Origin of the sequence: Nocardioides stalactiti (assembly GCF_014180715.1) — a bacterium.
Lineage (GTDB): Bacteria > Actinomycetota > Actinomycetes > Propionibacteriales > Nocardioidaceae > Nocardioides > Nocardioides stalactiti.
The window spans coordinates 1-22,985 of the sequence record NZ_JACEFC010000075.1; the positions used below are offsets into that span (position 1 = coordinate 1).

The 22,985-nt window shown below is 70.0% G+C and carries 24 protein-coding genes and 2 tRNA genes; 17 read left to right on the forward strand and 9 right to left on the reverse strand.

Annotated elements, in window-relative coordinates; translation table 11 throughout:
• The 7 genes from H0487_RS14760 to H0487_RS14790 form a co-directional block, all read left to right on the forward strand.
• The coding region (locus tag H0487_RS14760) for an acyl-CoA carboxylase biotin carboxyl carrier protein subunit (RefSeq protein WP_183094995.1) at window positions 1-345 on the forward strand (345 nt) is incomplete at its 5' end.
• Window positions 342-1,178 (forward strand): fumarylacetoacetate hydrolase family protein, encoded by an 837-nt coding sequence (locus tag H0487_RS14765; protein WP_183094996.1) that lies wholly within the window; start codon window positions 342-344, stop codon window positions 1,176-1,178. The genes H0487_RS14760 and H0487_RS14765, both read left to right, overlap by 4 nt.
• Complete coding sequence (locus H0487_RS14770) at window positions 1,175-2,059, forward strand: HpcH/HpaI aldolase/citrate lyase family protein (RefSeq protein ID WP_183094997.1); 885 nt, start codon at window positions 1,175-1,177, stop codon at window positions 2,057-2,059. The genes H0487_RS14765 and H0487_RS14770 overlap by 4 nt, the downstream gene beginning before the upstream one ends.
• Window positions 2,059-2,520, forward strand: coding sequence for a MaoC family dehydratase (locus H0487_RS14775; protein WP_183094998.1), 462 nt, complete (start codon window positions 2,059-2,061; stop codon window positions 2,518-2,520). Before H0487_RS14770 ends, H0487_RS14775 begins: the two co-directional genes overlap by 1 nt.
• A complete protein-coding gene (locus H0487_RS14780; RefSeq protein WP_183094999.1) occupies window positions 2,520-3,416 on the forward strand; it encodes a TIGR03619 family F420-dependent LLM class oxidoreductase in 897 nt (298 codons plus the stop codon). Before H0487_RS14775 ends, H0487_RS14780 begins: the two co-directional genes overlap by 1 nt.
• Complete coding sequence (locus H0487_RS14785; RefSeq protein ID WP_220793435.1) at window positions 3,413-3,754, forward strand: EthD family reductase; 342 nt, start codon at window positions 3,413-3,415, stop codon at window positions 3,752-3,754. The genes H0487_RS14780 and H0487_RS14785 overlap by 4 nt, the downstream gene beginning before the upstream one ends.
• A complete protein-coding gene (locus H0487_RS14790; protein WP_183095000.1) occupies window positions 3,751-4,899 on the forward strand; it encodes an acyl-CoA dehydrogenase family protein in 1,149 nt (382 codons plus the stop codon). The genes H0487_RS14785 and H0487_RS14790 overlap by 4 nt, the downstream gene beginning before the upstream one ends.
• Before the next feature lie 108 nt (window positions 4,900-5,007).
• On the opposite strand, the gene H0487_RS14795 is transcribed toward H0487_RS14790, so the two are convergent.
• From H0487_RS14795 to H0487_RS14815, 5 genes are all read right to left on the reverse strand, one after another.
• Window positions 5,008-6,036 (reverse strand): acrylyl-CoA reductase family protein, encoded by a 1,029-nt coding sequence (locus H0487_RS14795; RefSeq protein ID WP_220793436.1) that lies wholly within the window; start codon window positions 6,034-6,036, stop codon window positions 5,008-5,010.
• The gene (locus H0487_RS14800) at window positions 6,033-7,430 is read right to left on the reverse strand and encodes a cytochrome P450 (protein ID WP_220793437.1); all 1,398 of its coding nucleotides are present in this window, start codon (window positions 7,428-7,430) and stop codon (window positions 6,033-6,035) included. Before H0487_RS14800 ends, H0487_RS14795 begins: the two co-directional genes overlap by 4 nt.
• Window positions 7,427-8,302, reverse strand: coding sequence for an oxygenase MpaB family protein (locus tag H0487_RS14805; RefSeq protein WP_183095001.1), 876 nt, complete (start codon window positions 8,300-8,302; stop codon window positions 7,427-7,429). Before H0487_RS14805 ends, H0487_RS14800 begins: the two co-directional genes overlap by 4 nt.
• 132 nt (window positions 8,303-8,434) lie before the next feature.
• Window positions 8,435-9,181, reverse strand: a complete 747-nt coding sequence (locus tag H0487_RS14810; RefSeq protein WP_246383627.1) for an enoyl-CoA hydratase/isomerase family protein — start codon at window positions 9,179-9,181, stop codon at window positions 8,435-8,437.
• A gap of 104 nt (window positions 9,182-9,285) precedes the next feature.
• Window positions 9,286-10,308: an AraC family transcriptional regulator gene (locus H0487_RS14815; protein ID WP_183095002.1), complete on the reverse strand. Its 1,023-nt coding sequence runs from the start codon at window positions 10,306-10,308 to the stop codon at window positions 9,286-9,288.
• Window positions 10,309-10,379: 71 nt separating this feature from the next.
• Between H0487_RS14815 and H0487_RS14820 the strand changes: the two genes are divergently transcribed.
• Genes H0487_RS14820 through H0487_RS14835 form a run of 4 tightly spaced genes read left to right on the forward strand, consistent with a single transcriptional unit; the run spans window position 10,380 to window position 14,900 of the window.
• Window positions 10,380-11,351 (forward strand): oxygenase MpaB family protein, encoded by a 972-nt coding sequence (locus tag H0487_RS14820; RefSeq protein WP_183095003.1) that lies wholly within the window; start codon window positions 10,380-10,382, stop codon window positions 11,349-11,351.
• Window positions 11,352-11,377: 26 nt separating this feature from the next.
• Complete coding sequence (locus H0487_RS14825; protein ID WP_183095017.1) at window positions 11,378-12,724, forward strand: cytochrome P450; 1,347 nt, start codon at window positions 11,378-11,380, stop codon at window positions 12,722-12,724.
• A gap of 23 nt (window positions 12,725-12,747) precedes the next feature.
• Complete coding sequence (locus H0487_RS14830; protein WP_183095004.1) at window positions 12,748-13,740, forward strand: acrylyl-CoA reductase family protein; 993 nt, start codon at window positions 12,748-12,750, stop codon at window positions 13,738-13,740.
• A gap of 20 nt (window positions 13,741-13,760) precedes the next feature.
• The gene (locus H0487_RS14835; protein WP_183095005.1) at window positions 13,761-14,900 is read left to right on the forward strand and encodes an acyl-CoA dehydrogenase family protein; all 1,140 of its coding nucleotides are present in this window, start codon (window positions 13,761-13,763) and stop codon (window positions 14,898-14,900) included.
• 43 nt (window positions 14,901-14,943) lie between these two features.
• Here the strand turns inward: H0487_RS14835 and H0487_RS14840 are convergent.
• Together H0487_RS14840 and orn are read right to left on the reverse strand one after the other, a co-directional pair.
• Window positions 14,944-15,019: transfer RNA gene (locus H0487_RS14840), tRNA-His, on the reverse strand.
• A gap of 51 nt (window positions 15,020-15,070) precedes the next feature.
• Window positions 15,071-15,730 (reverse strand): oligoribonuclease, encoded by a 660-nt coding sequence (gene orn / locus H0487_RS14845; protein WP_183095006.1) that lies wholly within the window; start codon window positions 15,728-15,730, stop codon window positions 15,071-15,073.
• A 103-nt stretch (window positions 15,731-15,833) separates the two neighbouring features.
• Here orn and H0487_RS14850 point away from each other — a divergent pair, with 103 nt between their 5' ends.
• From H0487_RS14850 to H0487_RS14860, 3 genes are read left to right on the forward strand one after another with little or no spacing between them, the layout of a single operon-like run.
• Complete coding sequence (locus H0487_RS14850; protein WP_183095007.1) at window positions 15,834-16,352, forward strand: MauE/DoxX family redox-associated membrane protein; 519 nt, start codon at window positions 15,834-15,836, stop codon at window positions 16,350-16,352.
• Complete coding sequence (locus H0487_RS14855; RefSeq protein WP_183095008.1) at window positions 16,353-17,096, forward strand: DsbA family protein; 744 nt, start codon at window positions 16,353-16,355, stop codon at window positions 17,094-17,096.
• Window positions 17,093-18,124, forward strand: a complete 1,032-nt coding sequence (locus H0487_RS14860; RefSeq protein ID WP_183095009.1) for an adenosine deaminase — start codon at window positions 17,093-17,095, stop codon at window positions 18,122-18,124. Before H0487_RS14855 ends, H0487_RS14860 begins: the two co-directional genes overlap by 4 nt.
• A gap of 127 nt (window positions 18,125-18,251) precedes the next feature.
• Here H0487_RS14860 and H0487_RS14865 read toward each other — a convergent pair.
• Window positions 18,252-18,325 (reverse strand) — tRNA-Arg (locus tag H0487_RS14865).
• A 134-nt stretch (window positions 18,326-18,459) separates the two neighbouring features.
• Here H0487_RS14865 and H0487_RS14870 point away from each other — a divergent pair.
• A complete protein-coding gene (locus H0487_RS14870) occupies window positions 18,460-18,894 on the forward strand; it encodes a group I intron-associated PD-(D/E)XK endonuclease (protein WP_183095010.1) in 435 nt (144 codons plus the stop codon).
• An 11-nt stretch (window positions 18,895-18,905) separates the two neighbouring features.
• On the opposite strand, the gene H0487_RS14875 is transcribed toward H0487_RS14870, so the two are convergent.
• Window positions 18,906-20,318: an aminopeptidase P family protein gene (locus tag H0487_RS14875; protein ID WP_312855957.1), complete on the reverse strand. Its 1,413-nt coding sequence runs from the start codon at window positions 20,316-20,318 to the stop codon at window positions 18,906-18,908.
• A gap of 71 nt (window positions 20,319-20,389) precedes the next feature.
• Between H0487_RS14875 and H0487_RS14880 the strand changes: the two genes are divergently transcribed.
• Both H0487_RS14880 and H0487_RS14885 read left to right on the forward strand, forming a co-directional pair.
• Entirely contained in the window at window positions 20,390-21,511 is a 1,122-nt protein-coding gene (locus H0487_RS14880; protein WP_183095011.1) for a PrsW family intramembrane metalloprotease, read from the forward strand.
• A partial coding sequence (locus H0487_RS14885) for a dynamin family protein (RefSeq protein WP_183095012.1) occupies window positions 21,508-22,985 on the forward strand: 1,478 nt, incomplete at its 3' end. The genes H0487_RS14880 and H0487_RS14885, both read left to right, overlap by 4 nt.

A 22,985-nucleotide genomic window follows, 5' to 3' on the forward strand; every position in this document is an offset into this window, starting at 1 on the left:
GGTCTGCCGCCGCGCCGGTTGGCGACCGTCAACGGCCGCACCTACTGGATGCCGGGCGGAGAACCGCCGCCCCACGTCGTCCTGCAGTCGGCGACCGGCCGTGCCGACGTCGGGTCGAGCGACGGGATCGTCCGCTCGCCGATGCAGGGCACCATCGTCACGCTCGGCTGCGCAGTGGGAGACCGGGTCGAGGCAGATCAGGTCGTGTGCGTGCTCGAGGCGATGAAGATGGAGAACCCCCTGCGCGCGGGCCGCAACGGTGTGGTGACCGCGCTCGACGTCGCCGTCGGCGACACGGTCGCCCCGGCGCAGGTCCTGCTGTCCATCGAGGCGGACGACGCATGACCAGGTGGGCCACGCTGCGCTGGCTCGACAGCACCCGGCTCGCTCGCCGCGACGGCGACGAGTACGTCGTCTACGCGCGCACCGGCATCGCCGACCTGTTCGATCACCCGCCCGGGATGGCCGAAGGCATCGGCCGGCTTCCGGTGGCCGGCGCCGACCACGCGCCGCTCTCCCCAGCGCCGGCCCGAGTCATCTGTGTCGGCCTCAACTACGCCGACCACATCGCCGAGATGGGGCGCGAGCGGCCGACCCACCCGACCCTGTTCACCAAGTTCGCCAGCACCCTCGCGGGCGCGTACGACGACCTCCCGCTGCCCGGCGCCTCGACCCAGGTCGACTGGGAGGCCGAGCTCGCCCTCGTCATCGGCGCACCGGCGTACCGGGTGAGTCCGACCGAGGCACTCGCCGCGATCGGCGGCTACACGACGGCGAACGACGTCTCGATGCGGGACTGGCAGCGCCGGACGACACAGTGGCTGGCCGGGAAGGCGTTCGACGCGACCACGCCGCTGGGCCCGGAGCTGGTGACCCCCGACGAGGTGGACCACGCCCGCGACCTGGAGGTCACGTGCCTGGTCGACGGAGTCGTGCGCCAGCAGGGCCGGACCTCGGACCTGGTCTTCGCGCCCGCCGACATCGTCAGCTATGTCAGCCAGTTCACCCGCCTCGAGCCGGGCGACGTGCTGCTGACCGGGACGCCCGGCGGCGTGGGCGCCGCGACCGACGAGTGCCTCGTCGCAGGTCAGGTGCTCGAGACCCGGGTCGAGGGAGTCGGCACCTGCCGCAACGTCGTGGTCGCCGAAGCGGCCGCGCAGGTGGAGGTGGCGTCGTGAGTCCGCTCGCGTCGTACCTGTTCGTCCCCGCGCACCGCGAGGGCTGGGTGCAGAAGGCCGTCGCCGCCGGCGCGCACGCGGTGATCCTCGACCTGGAGGACTCCGTGCCCGACGCCGAGAAGCAGCGGGCCCGGGTGCAGGCCGCGGAGTCGATCCGGTGGCTGCGCACCCACCACCCCGAGGTCGGCGCCCTGGTCCGCCCGAACGCGCTGGACACCGGCCTGGCCGAGGACGATCTCGCTGCCTGCGTCGTGGACGGACTGGGCGCCCTCCTGCTGCCGATGATCCGCACGGCCGACGACGTCCGTGCCTTCAGCGCCCTGGTCGACACCGCCGAGCAGGCCTCCTTCGGGAGCGTGTCCGGGCGGGTCGGGTTGATCCCCTCCCTGGAGACGGCGCAGTCCGTCGCCCACTGCGAGAGCCTCGCCACGGCCTCGCCCCGGGTCCGGTCGTTGCAGAGCGCCGTCGCCCGCGGGGGAGACGTCGAGCGCGAGCTGGGCTTCGAGTGGACCGCCGACGGGCTGGAGACGATCTACTACCGCAGTCGTGCGGTGCTGGCGTGCCGTGCGGCCGGCCTCGGGCACCCGCTCGTCGGGGTCTGGCAGGACCTTGACGACCTCGCCGGGCTGGAGCGGTTCGCCCTCCAGAACCGCCGCCTCGGCTTCCGCGGCCAGCTCCTCATCCATCCCTCGCACTGCCGGACGGTGAACGAGGTCTACGGCGCGACGCCGGCCGATCTCGATCGGTGCCGTCGCCTGGTGGCCGCGTACGAGACGGCAGCCGATCGCGGACTCGGCGCCGTCGACTTCGAGGGCGAGCACATCGACATCGCACACGTGAAGACCGCGCTCGCGGTCCTGGAACGAAACGGAGAAGCCTGATGGCCGGCCTGTACTACGAAGAGATCATCGAGGGAGCGGTGATCACGCACGACCTGCGGCGCACCGTCACCGAGACCGACAACCTGCTCTTCACCACCCTCACCATGAACACCCAGCCGCTGCACCTGGACGCCGAGTTCGCGGCCGGGAGCATGTACGGGCAGCTGCTCGTCAACAGCATCTTCACGATGGGTCTCACCGTCGGCATCCCCGTCACCGAGACCACGCTCGGCACCACGCTGGGCAACCTCGCGTTCGAGGAGGTCAGCTTCCCGGCTCCGGTCTTCGTGGGCGACACGCTCCGGGTGGAGACCCGGTTCCTGTCCAAGCGCGTGTCGAAGTCGCGGCCCGACGCCGGCATCGTCCGCTTCGAGCACCGCACCTTCAAGCAGGACGGCACCCTCGTCTGTCTCTGTCGGCGCGCGGCGCTGATGGCGCGCAAGGAACGGGGCGCCGCCTGATGGTCCGGTCAGGAGTCCACCTGCCGCCCAGCCCGCCCCGCGGCACGTCGTACGACACGGCTGCCCGCATGGTCGAGGACCTGGGCTTCGACACGATCTGGGTCAGTGACCACGCGCTGCTGGTCCGCGACTCGCAGTCGCGCTACCCCTTCAGCGAGGACGGCCGGTTCTTCCTGCCGCCCGACGCGGACTGGTACGACTGGACCACGACCCTGGGTTATCTGGCCGCGGCCACCTCGCACATCGGCCTCGGGGTGTCGGTCGCGATCCTGCCGCTGCGCCATCCGCTCCTCCTGGCCAAGCAGGTCGCCACCCTGGACCGGCTCTCCGGTGGCCGGATCACGCTCGGAGCCGGCATCGGCTGGCTCGAGGAGGAGTACGACGCGCTCGACGTGCCGTTCCGCCGCCGGGGCGCGCGGATGGATGGTGGGCTGGCGCTGTTGCGGGCCGGGTGGACAGGCTCGCCGGAACCGGGAGCCTACGGTCCGTTCGAGGTGCCGGCCGGCGTCGAGCTGCATCCGCGCCCCGTGCAGGCGCGGCTACCGATCCTCATCGGCGGCGCGGGGGAGAAGGCGCTCGAGCGGATCGTGACCTACGGCGACGGGTGGGCGGTCTCGACTCCCGGAGGCCGACCGGACGCCGCCCGTCTGAGGGCCGACGTGAGCGACCTGCAGCACCGATGCGCTGACTCAGGACGCGATCCTGCTGGTCTCGACATCGTGGTCCGCGTGGCCGGGCCCGCCCGGGAGGTGGCCGAGCCGTCGTACGCCGACTGGCTCGGCGACCTGGTCGCCGCTGGGGCCACGTCGTTCTCCTTCGACGTGAGCTGGCGGGAGTCGGCTCGTACCTCGGAGACCCTCGAAGTGCTGCGCAAGCTCATGTGGGAGATGACGTGATCAAGCTCGTCGGCGTCGTGCGGCGGCGCCCGGAGATGACACCGGAGGAGTGCTACCGGGCGTGGCGGTCCGAGGTCGCAGCGCTGGCGGTCAGGCTGCCCGGTCTGCGCGGCTACCGGCAGAACCACGCCCTCCAAGGTTCTCGAGCCTGGCCGTGGGACGGAGCTGCCGAGCTGTGGTTCGACGATGTCGCCGCCCAGAAGGCGGCCTTCGCATCTTCCGAGGCTGCCGCGCTCGCGGCGCTCGAGGCCGACCTCTTCGCCGAGGTCCAGTGGTTCCTCGCCACCGAGCACGTGGTGATGCCACTCCCAGGTCCCCCAAGAGAAGGAATGAGATGAGCACCACCGCAGAATCCTCCGTCCACGAGCTCAGCGCCGTCGCCGAGCTCGCCCGTGACTTCTTCGGGAAGGAGATCGCGCCCCGCCTCGACGAGTTCGTGGCCCAGGGCCACGCCGATCGGGCCGTCTACCGGCGCGCCGGGGAGCTCGGCCTGCTGTGCATGTCCATCCCCGAGGAGTACGGCGGCGGCGGTGGCACGTTCGCCCACGAGGCCGTGCTCATCACCGAGCAGGCACGAGCAGGCGACTCGACGATGCAGGTCGCCGTGAACTGCGGCATCGCGCCGCACTACCTGCTGGCCTACGCGAGCGAGGAGAACAAGCGGCGCTGGCTGCCCCGGCTCGCATCGGGTGAGTGGATCGGCGCCATCGCGATGACCGAGCCCGGAACCGGGTCGGACCTGCAGCGCCTGACGACCAGGGCGATCCGCGAGGGGGACGAGTACGTCATCTCCGGGGCGAAGACGTTCATCACCAGCGGCTACAACTGCGACCTGGTGATCATCGCCGCCAAGACCGACCCCGGTCTCGGGGCCAAGGGGGTCTCGCTGATCGTGGCCGAGGTGTCGGACGACACCCCTGGCTTCCAGCGCGGACGGGTGCTGAAGAAGGTCGGTCAGCGCGGCTCCGACACGGCGGAGCTCTTCTTCGACGGCCTACGCGTGCCGGCGGGCAACCTGCTCGGGACGCAGGAGGGCCAGGGCTTCTTCCAGATGATGGAGCAGCTGCCCCAGGAGCGACTCCTGTGCGGCATCACCGCAGCCGCGGTGATCGAGACCGCTGTCGAGACGACGCTGGAGTACACCAGGTCCCGCACGGCGTTCGGAAAGCCGCTCTTCGATCTTCAGAACACCCGCTTCGAGCTTGCCGAGTGCGCCACCATCGCTGCCGTCGTCCGCACCTTCGTCGACGACGCGGTGGCGCAGCACGTGCGCGGCGAGCTCGACGTCAAGAAGGCGGCGATGGTGAAGTACTGGACCACCGACCAGCAGAACCAGGTGGTCGACCGGTGCCTCCAGCTGCACGGCGGCTACGGCTACATGGAGGAGTACCCCATCGCCCGCATGTGGGCCGACTCCCGGATCGCGCGGATCTATGCCGGAGCCAACGAGGTGATGAAGGACCTCATCGCTCGTCACCTCTGACCGACCGGTGCAACCGCACCGTGCGGCTCCCGGTCCCCTCCCGGGCGGTCCCTGCCGAGGCCCTGGACAGGGACCCGTCGCGACGTTCGTTCGCCCCAGGACCGGCCTTCAGAACCCGTCGGCGACGCGCACGACCGTGCGGCCGGTGGCCTCGCCACGGAGCACGGTTCCGATGGTTCCTTGGACGTCACGGACAGCGACCTCGCGGACGAGGTCGTCGAGGTACTCGGGGCCGAGATCGGTCTCGAGATCGTGCCAGAGACGACGACGCGTGGCGATGTCCACTTGGACGGAATCGATCCCGACGAGCGTGACGCCGCGCAGGATGAACGGCAGGACGGTGGTGGGCAGACCGGGGCCTCCGGTCAGCCCGCTAGCGGCGACCACGCCGCCGTGCTGGACGGTGGAAAGGACCCAGGCCAGGGTCTGGCCACCGACGCAGTCGATCGCGCCTGCCCACTGCTCGCGGCCCAACGGTCGCTTGAGCTCGGTCGCGTCCTCCGGCACCCGGCCGACCACCTCGGCGCCGAGGCGGGCGAGCAGGTCGGCTGCCTCGGGCTTGCCGGTGGAGGCGACGACGTCGTAGCCGAGCCGGACCAGGATGTCGACGCTGATGCTGCCGACGCCGCCGGAGGCACCCGTCACCAGGATCGGGCCGGAGGTGGGTTCGACGCCGCCCGCCTGGAGTGCGCGCACGCTGAGGGCCGCGGTGAATCCAGCCGTCCCGATGCCGACGGCTTGCCGCGGCGTCAGGTAGCGCAGCGGCACCACCCAGTCGGCGGGGACGCGGGCGTGCTCGGCGAACCCGCCGTGCTGGCTGATCCCGATGCCGTAGCCATGGGCCAGGACGGGGTCACCAGGCCGGAACCGCTCGTCGTCGGACTCGACGACCTCGCCCGCCAGGTCGATACCCGGGACCAGGGGGTAGGACGAGACCGCGCCCCCACCGGGCGTGATGGCGAGCCCGTCCTTGTAGTTCACGCTCGAGTACTGGACGCGGATCAGGACACCACCGGTGCCGAGCTCCGCCGCGTCGATCTTCTCGGGGGCCAGCGTGATCTTGCCGTCCACCTCCCGGGCGACCATGGCGTGGTACATGTCGGTCTCCTCCTCAGGGAGCTGCTCAACGGGGCTCACGACGGTTGCTCGGCTCGGTCCCGCCGGCAGACGGTGATCGGTAGACCGTCCTTGGTCGTCGGGAGAACCGTCGCGGCCCATTGCAGCTCGTAGTCGTCCGGCACCGACCACTCGAAGCTGCGCAGCATCTGGTGCATCGTCGCCTTGATCTCCATGCCGGCGAAGTACATGCCGATGCACTTGTGCGCGTGGCTTCCGAACGGGACGTAGAGGTATCTGTGTCCCTTGTCCTCGCGGCGCTCCTCGGAGAAGCGATCCGGGTCGAAGGTCTCCGGTTCGGTCCAGTACTCAGGCAGGTGGTGGTTGAGGTGCGGCGCGACCAGCACGGTCGTTCCGGCCGGGATGAAGTGCCCCAGTACCTCGGTGTCCTTGACCGTCGCTCGGAACATCTGCCGCACCGGAGGCGTGATCCGGAGGGACTCCTTCATCACGAGGTCGAGTGTCGAGAGGCTCTGGATCTCGTCGTAGGACGCATGGGGGCCGAGGGCCAGCGACTCGGCCCGGCAGCGCTCCTGCCACTCCGGGTGCTTCGCGAGGTGGTAGGTCATCATGGTCATCGTCGTCATGGACGTGTCGTGAGCCGCGAACATCATGAAGATCATGTGGTTCACGATCTCCTTGTCCGAGAAGGACTCCCCGTCCTCGGAGGTCGCTCGGCACAGCACGGACAACAGGTCCTCGCCGTTGCCGGCCCGCTTCTTGGGGATGAGGGTCTCGATCTCGTGCTTGAGGATCTGTCGACCGGCGATCCCGCGGGACCACTGCGTTCCTGGGAGGTGCAGGCGCGACCCCGGAAGGGGGAAGCGGACCACGGCACCGAGCGCGAGGAGCACGTCGTAGAAGGCTGCGTTCATCCGGTCGGCCGCTTCGCCGGGCTCCTCGCCCAGGAAGGCTTCCGTGGCGATGTCCAGCGACAGGGACTTGAAGGCCGGGTTCGCCTTCAGCTCGCCCTGGTCGGGCCAGCCCGCCAAGGCGTGGTCGATCGTCCCGTTCATGCTGTCGAGGTACTGCACGAGGCTGGGCCTGCCGAACGCCGCCTGCATGATGCGTCGTTGGTACAGGTGGTCCTCGAAGTCCATGAGAATGACGGAGCCGTTGAAGAACCGTCCCATGGTGCGGTCCCAGCCGAGCCGGTGCGAGAACGCCTTGTCCGAGTTCTCGTGGACGACGCCCCAGGCGTCCGGTCCCGACAGGGCCACGACGACCTGACCGAGAGCCCGACGCCATGCCACTGGCCCGTCCTCGGTGTAGGCGTCCTGCAGATATGCCTGCGGGTCGCGAAGGATCGTGAGGGTGTCGCCGACGACGGGTAGGCCGCCGTTGCGGCCCATGACGGGCTTCAGACCGCTGCCTCGGGGCGGGGTGGCCAGGGGGCGGTTGCGGGTGGACATCATCGGGAGGTCCTTTCGCTCGGCTGGTGCTTGCGGGCGTCGATCGCCGCGGGCCAGTACCGGGCACGTTGGGGGAGCGCCTCGAACACCGGGTTCAGGCGCCGGATGATCGCGGCCGCTCGTTGGTAGCGGCGTTCCTGGGCCGGCGTCCATGGCAGTCCGAGCGCAGCTCGGACCTGGGCTGGCATCGAGCCGACAGAGATGAGGTGGGCGTACTTGTTCAGCGGCCAGGAGATGAGGCGCCAGACCGGCCGCGGGACGTGTCGGGGTGCCGGGATGCCTTGGACGAGGTACCCCGTGCCGTACCTCAGCACCTTGGTCGACTCGCAGCGGACCAGCATCGTGTCCCAGTAGGAGAGGAACTCCTCGTAGGTGCGGGGCTGGAAGCGGTCGCTGACGCCGTAGAGGCGGTACCAGGTCTTGCTCTCCTCGAAGATCTGCACCTTCTCCTCGAAGCTCAGCCGACGGATGAACATGTCCGTGCTGTAGATCAGGTGGTCGACGAACGTCGTGTGGATCCAGTAGAACTGCTCCGGATCCAGGGCGTGGTACCTGCTTCCGTCGGGCATCTCGCCCTTGACGTGCTGGTGGAAGTCGCGGACCTCGACCCCCCGCTGCTCAGACTCAGGGCCATACACCGTCTTGTTGATGGCCCGGAACGTGCGTACGCCGCGACCGAAGCCGTCCCCGAAGAACTTCGAGTGCTCCTCGAGCCCTCTGCTGATCTCCGGGAATGCGGTCTCGGTGGCGGAGATCCGCTGGAACCCGAACAGGACGAGCCGGAAGTCCCCGAAGTACTTCCAGGTCAACGAGTCCGGGCCGAGCGGAGCACCCGACACCTCTGGCGGGGTCGTCGACTGGTCGGCCTTGACCATGGCGCTTCCTCCTTGACGATGGGTCGGTGCGAGCGGCGCCGACCTTCCGACAACGCTAGGGAGAACCGCTCGCGGCTTGAATGATGCAACCGGCCGCCCGCGTGACATTTCCTGCCAGTCGGAGGTCGGATGTCAGGCGAAGGCGCGCCTGGCCGCCTCGGTGACCGTGTCGACCTCGTCGACCGTGGCCGCCTGGCGGCTGACGGTCCACGAGGAGCGAACCAACCGACGCGCCTGACCGGTCGCGAACGGGGGGAGGGCCGCGATCCGCGTCGCGAGGGCATCGGACTCTGCCTCGAGCTCGGCGTCCTCCACGGCCATGGTGACCAGGCCCCAGGCCTGGGCCTCCTCGGCGGACAGCGGCCTGCCCGTCAGGACCATCTCGAGGGCTCGCTGCTGCCCGACCGCACGCGGCAGCAGCCACGACACTCCGCAGTCGGGGGTGATCCCCACGGAGGTGTACGCCGTGAGGAGCTTGGTGGTGCGGGCGGCGACGACGAGGTCGCAGGCGAGCAGGATGCCGAGCCCGGCGCCAGCCACGGCGCCTCTGACGGCGGCGATGACGGGCTTGTCGGTTGCGTCGAGGGTCACCAGGACGGCATCGAGTGACTCCGCCAGCCCACGAACGGCCGCCGGCTTGTCGTCGGCGGCGGCCATGGCCGCCACGTCACCTCCCGCGCAGAAGCGTGGACCGTCACCATCGATGAGGATGACGCGCACCGCCGGGTCAATGACCGCTTGGCTGACTGCCTGTCCCAGGGAGACGGCCGTCGGCAGGTCGATGGCGTTCGATGCCTCGGGCCGAGCCAGCGTGATCCGGCCGATGCCGTCGGCTGCGTGGTAGCGCACGCCGGTCAAGGCGTCGATCGTGTCGGTCATGGTCACTCCTGTGGGGCACGGGGCAGGGAGCAACGACGCTATGCAGTCGAGTGCCGTCGGAGAATGGCGGTTTCGACCACCTGCTTGATGGTTTCTGCCAGGTGTCAGGTGCGGCGAACCTCTGAGGGGCCCTTGCCGGTCCAGGACTTGTAGGCACGGCTGAAGGCGGCCGGTTCGCTGTAGCCGAGCCGTCGCGCCACCTCGCTGACGGTGAGTCCGGCGCGGGTGAGGAGCTCGGTGGCGAGCGCCTCCCGGACCTCGTTGCGCAGGTCGCGGAACGACGTCCCCTCCTCCTCCAGCCGCCGGTAGAGGGTGCGGTCGCTGAGCATGAGCTCTCGCGCGACGTCGGGCAGCTCCGGCATGTCTCCGGGCGAACGAAGGAGCAGGGTGCGCACCTGCGCGGCGATGCCGCGCCGGGACCGTCGACGTTCGATGAGCTCCGCGCACTGCTGCGCACAGATCTCCGCGGTGTGGGGGTCGGCCCGGGGGAGTGGGAAGTCGAGCACGCCGGCCGGTAGCCAGATGGCCGTGCGATCTTGCGCACCCACGATCTCGAAAGAAGGAAGCAACTCAGCGATCAGGCGTCGGCGGTCTTCACCGAACGGGAGATCGATCCGCCCGACTGTCGTTCCCAGCATCGGTCCCGCGACCATGGTCAACACGTTGGAGAGTGCCGCCAGGTCGCGCTCGACCAGGAAGTCGACGACATCCGCCGGCACCTGGGAGACGTCGTAGTGGAAGACTGCGCCGTCCCCATCCTCCTCCACGGTGAGCGCGGCGTAGGCAGGGCTGAGCGTGGAGTACCGCACCACGACGCTGACCGCGTCACGCGCGGTGAGGCTCGACAGGAGTGCGAACCCGAGCACTCCCGCGCTACCGATGGAGAACCGCTTCCCGGCTTCGAGGCCGAGTCCTGGTGTGTCGCCGAGCTCCCAGATGAGGTTCCTGACGACTCCCAGCTCCTGCTCCGCCTCCACGAGCAGGGCCTGATCCTCGAGGGCGGCGACCGTCAGCCCGGTGCCGGCCAGGAGAGTCACCTCGGGGATGCCGTGTGCGGCGCCGACCTGCACCACGTCACGCGTGGTGGTGGGACTGCGAGGGAAGTCCCAGGCTGGGCGTACTGTCACTGGCGGAAACTATCAAACCCAAGGTTTCTCATGTCATTCAGGTTGTGCGGCGACGTTCCTAGCGTTGAAGCATGTCACCGACGACCGGCCCACAGGCCCCGCTCACGTTCGACCAGGGTGTCCGTGAGGGGGTGCCCCTTCCGGTCGACCTTCCCGACGATCTCGACTCGGCCCCCAGCCTTGGTGCCGAGTCGCTGATCTGGAAGTTCTTCGGAGACTGGCGGACGCAGCTATTCGGGTTCCAGCGGGTTGCCGGCACCGAGAACTCCATTGAGCAGCTCGCGCAAGGGACCGAGGACCACTCGGTGTTCCTCACCGACACGATCGGGCGAGCAAAGCGCACCGGTCCGCCGATCCTGAGTGCCGTCTATAGCGAGGACCCTTACGGGTGGGGGCGCAAGGTCCGTGACTTCCACCGCCACATCAAGGGCACGATGGCCGACGGCTCGCGCTACCACGCTCTCAACCCCGAGCTCTTCTACTGGGGCCACGCGACCTTCGTGGACCAGGTCCTCTACACGACCGACACCTTCATCCGCCGCCTGTCCGAGGCGGAGAAGGCGCAGATCTTCGAGGAGAGCAAGACCTGGTACGAGCTGTACGGCGTCAGCGCCCGCAGCCAGCCCCAGACCTACGAGGAGTTCTGCGCCTACTGGGAGTCGATGCTCGAGCGCTTCCGCCCCAACCCGACGATCCGCTATGCCACGGGCTACCTGCGCAAGGGTGTCCCCGGGCCGCGGTGGATGCCCAAGGTGGTCTGGCGGTTCCTGTCGGCTCCGCTGAACGCCTACCTCCAGACCGTGGTGGTCGGGACCGTTCCGCCGCAGATGCGGCAGATCTGCGACCTGCCCTGGGACGACCGCAAGGAGCGGAGCTTCCAGCGCTTCGCAAAGGTCGTCCGTGCGCTGAACCCCCTGTTCAACCGGCTCCCGGTGCGGGTGCTCTACACGCCGTGGGCGGCAGCCGGCTGGAAGCGCGTCGGCATCGACCCCCGGCGGCTGCACAACCGTCCGGTATCGACTCGTCAGAAGGTCGCGCGATGAGCGCCCGTGAGCATCGTCCCTTGGCCATGCCGCCCCGAGGGAGCGGGCTGGAGCCCGTTCCCGGTCACTCCGGGGGCATCCCGGTCGTGGGGGAGACGCTGACCCTGCTGCGCAACCCCGACCGCTACCTCCGCGAGGTCTACGAAGCGGACGGCCCGGTCGCGTGGCGCCGGGGCCTCGGTCGCAAGATGGTCATGGCCCTGGGCCCCGACGCGTGGACCGAGATCCAGCAGAACAAGGACAAGGCCTTCGCCAACGGCCCCGGCTACGAGCCCGTGATCGGTCGGTTCTTCCACCGCGGTGTCTTGCTGCTGGACTTCGACGAGCACCTCTTCCACCGCCGGATCATGCAGGCGGCGTTCGCACGTGACCGTTTGATCGGCTACCTCGACCGGATGAACCCTGCCATCGAGGAGCACCTCGGCCGCTGGCAGGCCCAGGGTGAGCTCAAGGCGGCGCCGGCCTTCAAGGAGCTCGCCCTCGACGTGGCGACGAAGACCTTCCTCGGCGTCGAGGCCGGAGATCGATCGCAAGCCATGGGCAGCGCCTTCAACGACTGCGTCGTCGCCGCGGGCGCGGTGGTGCGGGTGCCGCTGCCGGGCGCCCGCTACGGCCTGCCCGGCACCGAGTGGTCCCGCGGCATCAAGGCACGTCAGCTCCTGGAGTCCGAGCTCGGCGGACTGGTCGCCGCCAAACGGGCGTCGGAGGGGACCGACCTGTTCAGCGTCTTGTGCAACGTGGAGTCCGAGGACGGTGAGGTCTTCACCGACGAGGACATCGTCAACCACATGGTCTTCCTCATGTTCGCTGCCCACGACACCTCGACGGCGACCATGACCTCGATGGCCTACCACCTGGCCAGGAACCCGGAGTGGCAGGAACGCTGCCGCGCGGAGTCGCTGGCACTCGGTCAGCACGCGACCTACGACGAGCTGCAGCAGCTCACGTCGCTCGACCTGGTCATGAAGGAGTCGCTGCGCATGACCCCGCCGATCCCCATGCTGTTCCGCAGTGCCGTCAAGGACACCCAGGTGCTGGGCCGGTTCATCCCCGAGGGCACCATCGTGGGCCTCCTGCCGCACTTCAGCCACCACATGCCGGAGTACTGGACCAACCCCTACGACTTCGACCCCGAGCGCTTCTCCGAGGAACGCCGCGAGGACAAGGGCCACCGCAACGCGTGGGTGCCGTTCGGCAGCTCGGCCCACAAGTGCATCGGCATGTACTTCGCCGGCATGGAGATCAAGGCCACGCTGCACCAGCTGTTGCGGACCAGTCGATGGTCACTTCCTGTCGGCTATCGGCTCCGCTGGGCGACGACGGGCCTCCCCCAGGTCCGCGACGGCCTGCCCATCCACGTCCAGTCCCTGTAACCACCTGTCGAAAGGCGATCCACATGTACAACGCCATGGTCGCGCGCGAGAACGACGGCGCCATCACCCTGAACCACGAGAAGCTCGACGAGTCGTCGTTCCCCGAAGACGACGTCGTGATCCGCGTCCACTACTCCGGCGTGAACTTCAAGGACGCGCTGGCGGTCACCCCCGGGGGCGGCGCGGTGTCGTCGTACCCGTTGGTGCCCGGCATCGACCTGGCCGGCGAGGTCGTGTCCTCCAGCGACCCCGCGTTCCAGTCCGGCGACCTGGTGCTTGCCCACGGCTACGGCATCGGCATCAGCCAGGACGGCGGGTACGCCGAGCTGGCCCACGTTCCGGCCGGGTGGGTCGTGCCCCTCGACGGCCTGTCCGCGAGGGAAGCCGTCGCCATCGGCACCGCCGGCTACACCGCAGCGATGAGCGTTGCTGCCCTCGAGAACCACGGCGTCACGCCCGACCGGGGTCGCATCCTGGTCACCGGCGCCTCCGGCGGTGTCGGCTCGGTGAGCGTCGACCTGCTGTCGTCCCTCGGGTACGACGTCGTCGCCTCGAGCGGCAAGCCCGAGGCTGCCGAGCTCCTCGCCGCCCTCGGCGCCGGCTCGGTCGTCGGACGGTTGCCCGAGGACCCGAGTGCTCTCTCGCGCCCCCTGGGCAAGGAGCAGTGGGCTGGTGCCGTCGACTGCGTCGGCGGCGACACCCTGGCTCACGTCCTCAGCACGCTGCAGTACGGCGGAGCGGTGGCTGCGAGCGGGCTCACCGGAGGACCTGCCCTCAGCACGACCGTCCTCCCCTTCATCCTGCGCGGCGTGGCACTCCTCGGCATGGACTCGGTCCAAGCCGACATCGAGACGCGTCGTGCGCTGTGGCAGCGGCTGTCCACCGACCTGAGTCCTCGCCACCTGGACGACCTGGTCACCGAGATCGACGTGCGCGACGTGGGCCCGGCGCTCGGTGCGATCATTCGCGGCAAGCTCACCGGACGCACGGTCGTCCGCGTCGCCGACGGTTTCTGAGGCCCGAAGGAGATGCCGTCATGAGCGACCTCACCCCGGAGCAGCGCGACCTCGTCGCTGCCGTCAAGGACTTCGCTGGCCGCGAGTGCGCGACCCGCGAGCAGCGACTCTCGCTGACCGACGGAGACGAGGAGCCGCACAGCCACGAGATCGCGAAGAAGATGGCCGAGGCCGGGTGGCTGGGCATCGGCATCCCGGAGGAGTACGGCGGCTCCGGGGGCGAGCTGTTCGAGACGTGCCTCTTCATCGAGCAGATCACCCAGCACCGGCTGCCGATCACGACCTGGGCGATCACCTCGATCGTCGGGGCGACGTACCGCAAGTTCGCCACTGAGGAGGTCAAGCACGAGGTGCTCGGAGGGATTGCTCGCGGCGCCGTCGAGTCGATCGCGATGAGTGAGCCGGGGTCGGGCTCCGACGTCGCGAGCCTGAGCACCCGGGCCGAACCGGTGGAGGGCGGGTACGTCGTCAACGGCCAGAAGACCTGGTGCTCGAACGCACACCTCGCCGACCACATCCTCGTGGTGGTGCGCACCTCGAGCGGCGGCGGCAAGCACGACGGCCTCACCATGCTGTCGATCCCGGCCGGAACACCCGGCATGGAGGTTCGCCAGATTGCCACGATGGGCGGCCGCGAGGTCAACGACATCTTCTTCGCCGACTGCTTCGTCCCGATCGAGCGCCTCGTCGGCGTGGAGGGCCAGGCCTGGGCTCAGCTGATCGCCGGCCTCAACATCGAGCGGGTCATCATCGGCGCCCTCTACACCGGCATGGCCCAGCGTGCCTTCGACCAGACCGTCGCCTATGTGCAGCAGCGCGAGCAGTTCGGCCAACCCGTCGGGTCGTTCCAGGCGCTGTCGCAGCGTCTCGCCGACCTCGCCACCGAGGTAACCTGCTCACGACTGCTCTACCGGGACGTCGCGCGCAAGGTCGACCGCAACCCCGAGAAGCTGCTGCCCCGCGAGGCCTCCATGGCCAAGCTGAAGGCCAGCGAGCTCGCCAAGCAGGCGTGTCTCGAGGGAGTGCAGATGATGGGCGGCGCGGGCTACGCGACCGAGTTCGACATGGAGTCCCTGTTGCGGGCGGCCGTCGTCGGCACCATCGTGGGCGGCACCAGCGGGATCCAGCGGGATCTCATCGCGAAGACGTACGGCCTCTGACCTGGTTTCCCAGGTCAGAGGCCGGTCCGCCCTCACGGGCGCTTGGGGTGAGTAACGGGACTTGAACCCGCGACATCCGCCACCACAAGGCGGCGCTCTACCAGCTGAGCTATACCCACCATGGACACCGGTTCGCTAGCGCGTCCGGGCCAGGAAGGAGTGTAGACGGATCAGGCGTCGGGAGCAGAATTGGTATCCGTGGATGGAACGGCGCGTGTCGGGCCGAGCCCGGTGATCGAGCCGCCGTGGCGCTCGGCCGCAGCCTTGGCGGCCTCGCTGTCCGGGCCGGGAAGCGGCACGAAGACGGTGTCGCGGTAGTAGCGCAGCTCCTCGATGCTCTCCTGGATGTCGGCCAGTGCGCGGTGGTTGCCGCGCTTGGTCGGGGCACCGAAGTAGGCGCGTGGGTACCACCGGCGCGCGAGCTCCTTGATCGAGCTCACGTCGACGATCCGGTAGTGGAGGAACGCGTCGAGCTGCTGCATGTCCCGCGCCAGGAAGCCGCGATCGGTGGCCACCGTGTTGCCGGCCAGCGGCGGGCGGCTGTCGGCTCCGCAGTGCTCGTGGAGGTAGGTCATCACCTGGTCCTCGGCCTCGGCGAGGGTGACGCCGCCCGCGAGCTCGTCCAGGAGTCCCGAGGTCGCGTGCATGTTGCGCACGAACTCGATCATCTGGTCGAGCGCCTCGGCCGGCGGCTTGATGATGATGTCGACGCCGTCGCCCAGCACGTTGAGGTCGAAGTCCGTGACCAGGGCCGCCACCTCGATGAGTGCGTCGGCACCGAGGTCGAGGCCGGTCATCTCGCAGTCGATCCAGACCAGTCGCTCGTTCACGAGGGGCACCCTACGCCGTCGTGCCGACCGCGCCGGACGCTCGGTCGAGCTCGCCCGCCGGCTCTCACCTGCCTCTCAGGGCCGTGCCCTAACGTGGGGCCCCATGGACAGGGCGGTGCACGGGTGGCTGGGGCTGGTCGCCCGTCTGGTCACCGGAGGCGTGTGGATCGTCGCCGGGGGGCTCAAGATCACCGACCCGGCCGGCAGCATGGCCGCGGTCCGAGGTTACGAGCTGCTGCCCGGCTCCCTCGTCGAGCCGGTCGGCCTGGCGCTGCCCGCGGTCGAGCTCGTCATCGGTCTCGCCCTGGTCGCGGGTGCGTTCACCCGGGGCGCGGCGGTGGTCTCGGCGCTGCTGTTCGTCGCGTTCGTCATCGGCATCGCCTCGGTGTGGGCACGCGGCATCGAGATCGACTGCGGGTGCTTCGGCGGCGGCGGACCGAAGGAGGACGCCGCCTCGTCCTACCCGTGGGAGATCGCTCGCGACGTCGGTCTCCTCGCGGCGTCCTGCTACCTCGTCGTCGTACGACGGACCAGGATGGCCGTCGACAACGTGCTCTTCCCGGCGCGTGACGCCGTACCCGAACCCGAGGCCGAGCCCCGGCCCGTAGAACAAGGAAGCTGAATGTCCTCGAAGTCATCTCCCCCCGCCAAGGCCGCGGCCCGGGCGGCGAAGGCCGCCGAGGTGCGGGCCGCCCAGCAGCAGGCCGAGAAGCGGCGCCGGATGCTGATGATCGGCGGCGTCGCCGCCCTGTTCGTCCTCATCGTCGGCGGGGCCGTCCTGGTGACGATCCTCAACCAGGAGGACGTCGAGGCGCCCGCAGCCGGGCAGAGCGAGTTCGGCGTCACCATCGGCGACGCCGACGCTCCGCACGAGGTCGTCATCTACGAGGACTTCGTCTGCCCGTTCTGCGGCGAGCTGGAGAAGCAGACCCGCGAGGAGCTCGCCGAGCTCGCGGCCGACGGCAAGGTGTTCGTCGACTACCGGCCCTTCGACCTGCTCAGCAGCGCGGTCGGCGACTACCCGATCCGCGCAGCCAACGCGTTCGCCGTCGTCCTCGACGCCTCCGGCCCGGAGGTCGCCAAGGAGTTCCACGACCTCCTCTACGAGAACCAGCCCAGCGAGAGCGGGCCGTACCTGAGCGACGACGAGCTCGTCGACCTCGCGGTCGAGGCCGGTGCCGAGGAGGCCGAGGTCCGCGACGGGATCGAGGACCTGGCGCAGGAGGACTGGGTGACCGGCGCGACCGCCGCCGCCGAGGACGCCAACGTGGGTGGCACCCCGACCGTCCTCATCGACGGCGAGCAGGTCACCGACTACCGCTCGGTCGACGACCTGGCCGACAAGATCCTGGAGGCGGTCCGATGAGCCGGCTGCGCGACGGCTTCGTCGCGGGCCTGCCGAAGGCCGAGCTCCACGTCCACCACGTCGGGTCGGCGTCGCCGCGGATGGTCAGCGAGCTCGCGGCCCGGCACCCGGGCACGGTGCCGAGCGACCTCGACGAGCTGCGGAGGTTCTTCGAGTTCCGCGACTTCGCGCACTTCATCGAGGTCTACCTCGCGGTCGTCGACCTGGTGAAGACCCCGGAGGACATCCGGTACCTGACCTACGAGGTCGGCCGAGAGATGGCCGAGGGGCAGTCGCTGCGGTACGCCGAGCTCACCTGTACGCCGTACACGTCGGTGCTGCCGCACGACCCCGGCCGTGGCATGGCGATCGAGGCCTACACCGAGGCGATCGAGGACGCCCGGGTCGCCGTCGAGCGCGACTTCGGCCTGGTGCTCCGCTGGATCTACGACATCCCGGGGGAGTCGGGGCTGCCGGCTGCGGAGGAGACGGTGCGGTTCGCGGTCGACCATGCGCCCGAGGGGCTGATCGCCTTCGGGCTCGGCGGTCCGGAGGTCGGTGTCGACCGGGCGCAGTTCAAGGACGTGTTCGACCGGGCCCGCGCGGCCGGGCTGCACTCGGTGCCGCACGCGGGCGAGACCACCGGCCCCGAGACGATCTGGACGTCGCTGCGCGACCTCGGTGCGGAGCGGATCGGCCACGGCACCTCCGCCGCCCAGGACCCGGCGCTGCTGGCGCACCTGGCTGCGGAAGGCATCGCGCTCGAGGTCTGCCCGTCGTCCAACGTCGCCACCCGGGCCGTCGCCTCGCTCGAGGAGCACCCGCTCCCGCAGTTCGTCGAGGCCGGCGTGATCGTGACCATCAACTCCGACGACCCGCCGATGTTCGGCACCACGCTCAACAAGGAGTACGAGATCGCTGCCGACCTGCTCGACCTCGACGAGTCCGGCGTGGCCGACCTCGCCCGCGCCGCGGTCAACGCCTCCTGGGCGCCTGACGAGGTGAAGACCCGCATCCTCGGCGAGATCGACACCTACGTCGCCGACTGACGCGGCCGGACAGGGTCGGTCCGAGAAAGTCTTGGGCCCCGGGGGCTCATACTCCCCGGGGCCAGCACCATCGTCGCCCGCGCGGCGCGCTCCCCAGCGGAGGCGCGCCGAGCAGTGCACCCTTGAGCGCCCCCGGCAGGACTCGAACCTGCGGCCAAGAGCTTAGAAGGCTCCTGCTCTATCCAGCTGAGCTACGGGGGCTCATCAGCGCCGCCGAGTATCCCACTTTCGTGTGGTTGGTCCGACGAGCAGGCCTGAGCGCTGTGTTGTGTCGGACGGGCCGTCCATCGTCGTCATGCCCCCCGAAGCCAACGAAACAGCTCTCGGGAGATGTCATGCCCCACCACACCAAGGACAAGGGCGACCTGGGCGTCGCCAAAGCGTTCGCCGACCTGGTCTCGCAGGGCTACATCGTCCTGATGCCGGCGACGGAGCACGCGCCGTTCGACCTCGTCATCTTCCGCGAAGGAAGGTTCGGTCGCGTCCAGGTCAAGTACCGGGCTCTCAAGGCCGGCACCGTGTTCGCCGAGTTCCATACAGGGTGGACGGACCGCCACGGTGTGCACAAGAAGCCGCTCGACAAGTCCACCGTCGATCTTTTCTGCATCTACTGCCCGGACACGGACGCGTGCTACTACGTCCGGCCCGCCGATCATCGAAAATCGGTGAAGCTTCGGGTCACCCCGACGCTCAACGGGCAGAAGGTGGGCGTGCTCAACGCGGAGGACTACCGCCGCGTGCCGAAATTACCCCCGACCGCCTTTCTCTGACTGCCCGCTGATCAGCCGCGCAGGCGGGCCATCCAGGCCTCGACGGCGCCGGGGTCGCGGGGGAGGGCCTCGGACAGGTTCCGGGTGCCGTCGGCGGTGATGACGATGTCGTCCTCGATGCGGATGCCGATGCCGCGGAGCTCCTCGGGGACGAGCAGGTCGTCCTCCTGGAAGTAGAGGCCGGGCTCGACGGTGAGGACCATGCCCTCGGCGAGGGTCCCGTCCTTGTAGGACTCGGGGGCGGCGCGACCGCAGTCGTGGACGTCCATGCCGAGCATGTGGCTGGTGCCGTGGAGGGTCCAGCGGGCGTAGACGCGGGACTCGGGGTCGAGGGCCTCCTCGACGGACACGGGCAGCAGGCCGAGGTCGCCGAGCCCGTGGGCGAGGACCTCCATCGCGGCGTCGTGGCCGGCGGTGAACCTCACGCCCGGCTCGAGGGCGGCGATGCCGGCCTCCTGGGCCTGCAGGACCAGTGTGTAGAGCTCGCGCTGGAGGGGGCTGAAGGCGCCGTTGACGGGGATCGTGCGGGTGACGTCGGCGGTGTAGAGGTTGTGGCCCTCGACACCCATGTCGAGCAGGGCGAGCTGGCCGGGGACGATCGGGCCGGAGTTCTCGATCCAGTGCAGCGTGGTGGCGTGGGAGCCGCCGGCGACGATCGAGTCGTAGCCGATGTCGTTGCCCAGCGTGCGCGCCCGACGGAAGAACGTGCCCTCCAGCCAGCGCTCGCCGAACTCCAGCACCCGGTCCCACTCCGCGACGGAGTCCTCGAAGCCGAGGGTCGTGGCGTCGCACGCGACCTGGAGCTCGGCGAGCTCCCACGCGTCCTTGACCAGGCGCATCTCGGAGACGACGCGGGCGAGGTCGGTGTCGAGCGTCTCGTCGGGTGGCACGAGCGCATCGACCGATGCGGAGATGCCGCGGTGGACACGGGTCTTGGCGGACGTGCCGAGCGCGCCCGCGAGGTCGTCGAGGTGCCGCACCGGCAGTCCGAGCGACGCCTCGATCTCGCCGAGCGACGGACGGCGGCCGGCCCAGAGCGCGCCGTAGGTGCGGTCCCGGAAGAACTCGTCGCTCTCGCGGCCGGCCCGCGGGCGGGCGTAGAGGACGGAGGACCCGTCCGGATCGATGACGAGGACGGCGTCGGAGGTCTGGTTGCCGGTGAAGTAGGTGTGTGCCGTGTCGGGCCGGAACCGGTAGTCGGTGTCGTTCGCGCGCACCTTGAAGGTGCCGGCCGGCAGCACCAGTCGCTCGCCCGGGAACGCGGCAGCCAGCCGGGAGCGTCGCTGCTCGGCCCAGGGCACGATCGCGTGCGGCGCCACGTCGCGCTCACGCTCGTCCCAGCCGGTGCGCATGAAGGCGGCGTAGGCCTCCGGCACGGCGGGGTCGTGGGACTCGGTCTTCGGCTCGTCGGCGGCGGAGTTCACGCGGTCCACCGTACCTCGCACCGCCTGCGTCGGATCGGGTCACGGAGGGCCCGAACGATAGGCTCCGCCCCATGCCTGCAGCCCGCCGCGACAGCCTCGCCTTCACGGTCGTGGTGACCGTGGCGGTGGTCGTCGGCGCACTGCTGATGCTGCTCATCCTCGCGCTCTCCGGTGCGCCCGCGATCATGCTGCTCGCCACCGCGCTCGCGGCGCTGCCCGTCGGGCCGGTGGTCGGCGTCTACCTGTGGCTGGACCGCTACGAGCCCGAGCCCAAGGTGCTGCTGTCCTACGCCCTGCTCTGGGGCGCCTTCGTCGCGACCCTGGCCGCCCTCGTCGTCCAGGGCGTCGGGGGCTTCGTCGTCGGGATCACGGACACGGTCTCCCTCGCGGTGGTCGCACCGCTGACGGAGGAGGCGAGCAAGGGCCTCTTCCTGCTGCTCCTCCTGTGGTGGCGGCGCGCCGAGCTCGACGGGATCCTCGACGGCCTCGTCTACGCCGGTCTCGTCGGCGTCGGGTTCGCGTTCACCGAGAACATCCTCTACCTCGCGGCGGCGTACGGCGGGACCGACGGCACCGGTCCGGGCGGTGTCGCCGGCGTGACGACGATCTTCGTCATCCGGTGCATCTTCAGCCCGTTCGCCCACCCGCTGTTCACGGCGTTCACCGGTGTGGGCCTCGGCCTCGCGGTCATGTCCCGCCGTCGCTCGGTGCGGGTGCTCGCCCCGATCGGCGGGTACCTGTGCGCCGTGGCGGCACACGCCCTCTGGAACGGCTCGACCGTCTTCGGGTTCGGCAGCTTCCTGCTGGCGTACGCCGTGCTCATGGTGCCGGCGTTCGTCGGCATGATCTGCCTGGCGGTGTGGACCCGGAAGAAGGAGCGCCAGATGCTGATGGCGGCGCTCGACGACGCCGCCGCGCGCGGTCTGATCCCGGCGACCGACATCGGCTGGCTGGTCGACCTCCGCGCCCGCCGAATCGCCCGCAAGCACGCCCGGACCGAGGGTGGTGCGCAGGCCGCGCAGGCGATGCGGGACTATCAGCAGGCCGCGATCGAGCTCGGCTTCCTGCACCATCGGCTGCTGCGCGGCACCGCGCCGAAAGACTGGCAGGCCCGCGGCCAACACTTCCTCACGCGTATCCAGGCGACCCGACCGGCGTTCGCCTTCCCCGGACAGGTGGTACCCCAACGATGAGCACGTCCCACAGGCGCCTCGACGGCGACGAGATCACCGGCAGCCAGATGCTGACCGCGCTGGTCCGGCTCCGCGGCGCCCTGCAGGCGGCAGCTCTGCCTCTCGACCTCCCCGGTGTCGCCGCGCTGCGCGAGCATCGCCAGCAGGTCATCGACCAGCTCGAGGACTACGTCATCCCGCGGCTGATGTCGCTGGACGCGCCCCTGCTGACCGTCGTCGGCGGCTCGACCGGCGCCGGCAAGTCGACCCTCGTCAACACCCTCGTCGGCCACCGGGTCACCGCGCCGGGCGTGCTGCGCCCGACGACGCGCTCGCCCGTCCTCGCGCACCACCCCGACGACGGGAAGTGGTTCGGCCAGGACCGGCTGCTGCCCGACCTCAAGCGGGTCAACCACCCGACCAACGACCACGACTGCATCCAGCTGGTCTCGACGACCGCTGTGCCCAAGGGCATCGCGATCCTCGACGCGCCCGACGTGGACTCCGTCGAGGAGCGCAACCGGATCCTGGCCGGTCAGCTGCTGGCCGCCGCCGACCTCTGGCTCTTCGTCACCTCGGCCGCGCGCTACAGCGACCAGGTGCCGTGGGAGTACCTCAAGCAAGCCGCCGAACGCTCGACCTCGGTCGCCCTCGTGCTCGACCGGACACCGGCCGACGCGGTCGAGACGGTCGCCGGCCACCTGGCCCGGATGATGGCGTCGCGGGGCCTCAAGGACTCGCCGCTCTTCGGCGTCCCGGAGGGCCCGGTCACCGAGGACGGACTGCTCCCGCTCGGCCACGTCGCCGAGATCCGCACCTGGCTGGAGGCGCTCGCCGCCGACGCCGTCGCACGCAACGCGATCGTCCACCAGACGGTCGGCGGCTCGATCCGGATCCTCACCCGGCGGGTCTATCCGATCGCCGACGCCGCCGAGGAGCAGCTGGTCGCGATCGGCGACCTCGGCACCTTGATCGCCCGCCAGTACGACATCGTCACCCCGCGGCTGCGGACGTCGGCGACCGACGGCACGCTCCTGCGCGGCGACCTGCTCTCGCGCTGGCAGGAGTTCGTCGGCAGCGGCGAGCTGATCCGCTCGCTGGAGGCCAAGGTCGGCTTCGTGCGCGAACGGCTCGTCAACGCGATCAAGGGCAAGCCGCAGCAGGCCGAGCGGGTCGCGGTCGCGATCGAGACCGGCCTGGAGACGCTCGTCGTCGAGCACGGTGAGCAGGCCGCCGCGCGGGCCGCGGCGGCGTGGCGCGCGACGCCGTACGGCTCCCAGCTCATCGAGGCCGCGCCCGAGGACCTGTCGCGCGTCGGACGCGACCTGCGTCGCCGGGCGGTCGCCGAGATCCAGGCCTGGCAGAACGAGCTCCAGGAGCTGGTGCGCAGCGAGAGCGTCGACGTCCGTACGTCGGCCCGCTTCCTCGCCGTCGGCGTCCGCGGGCTCGCGGTGACCCTCGCGGTGGTGGTCCTCGGCGGCGGGCAGCCCCCGGG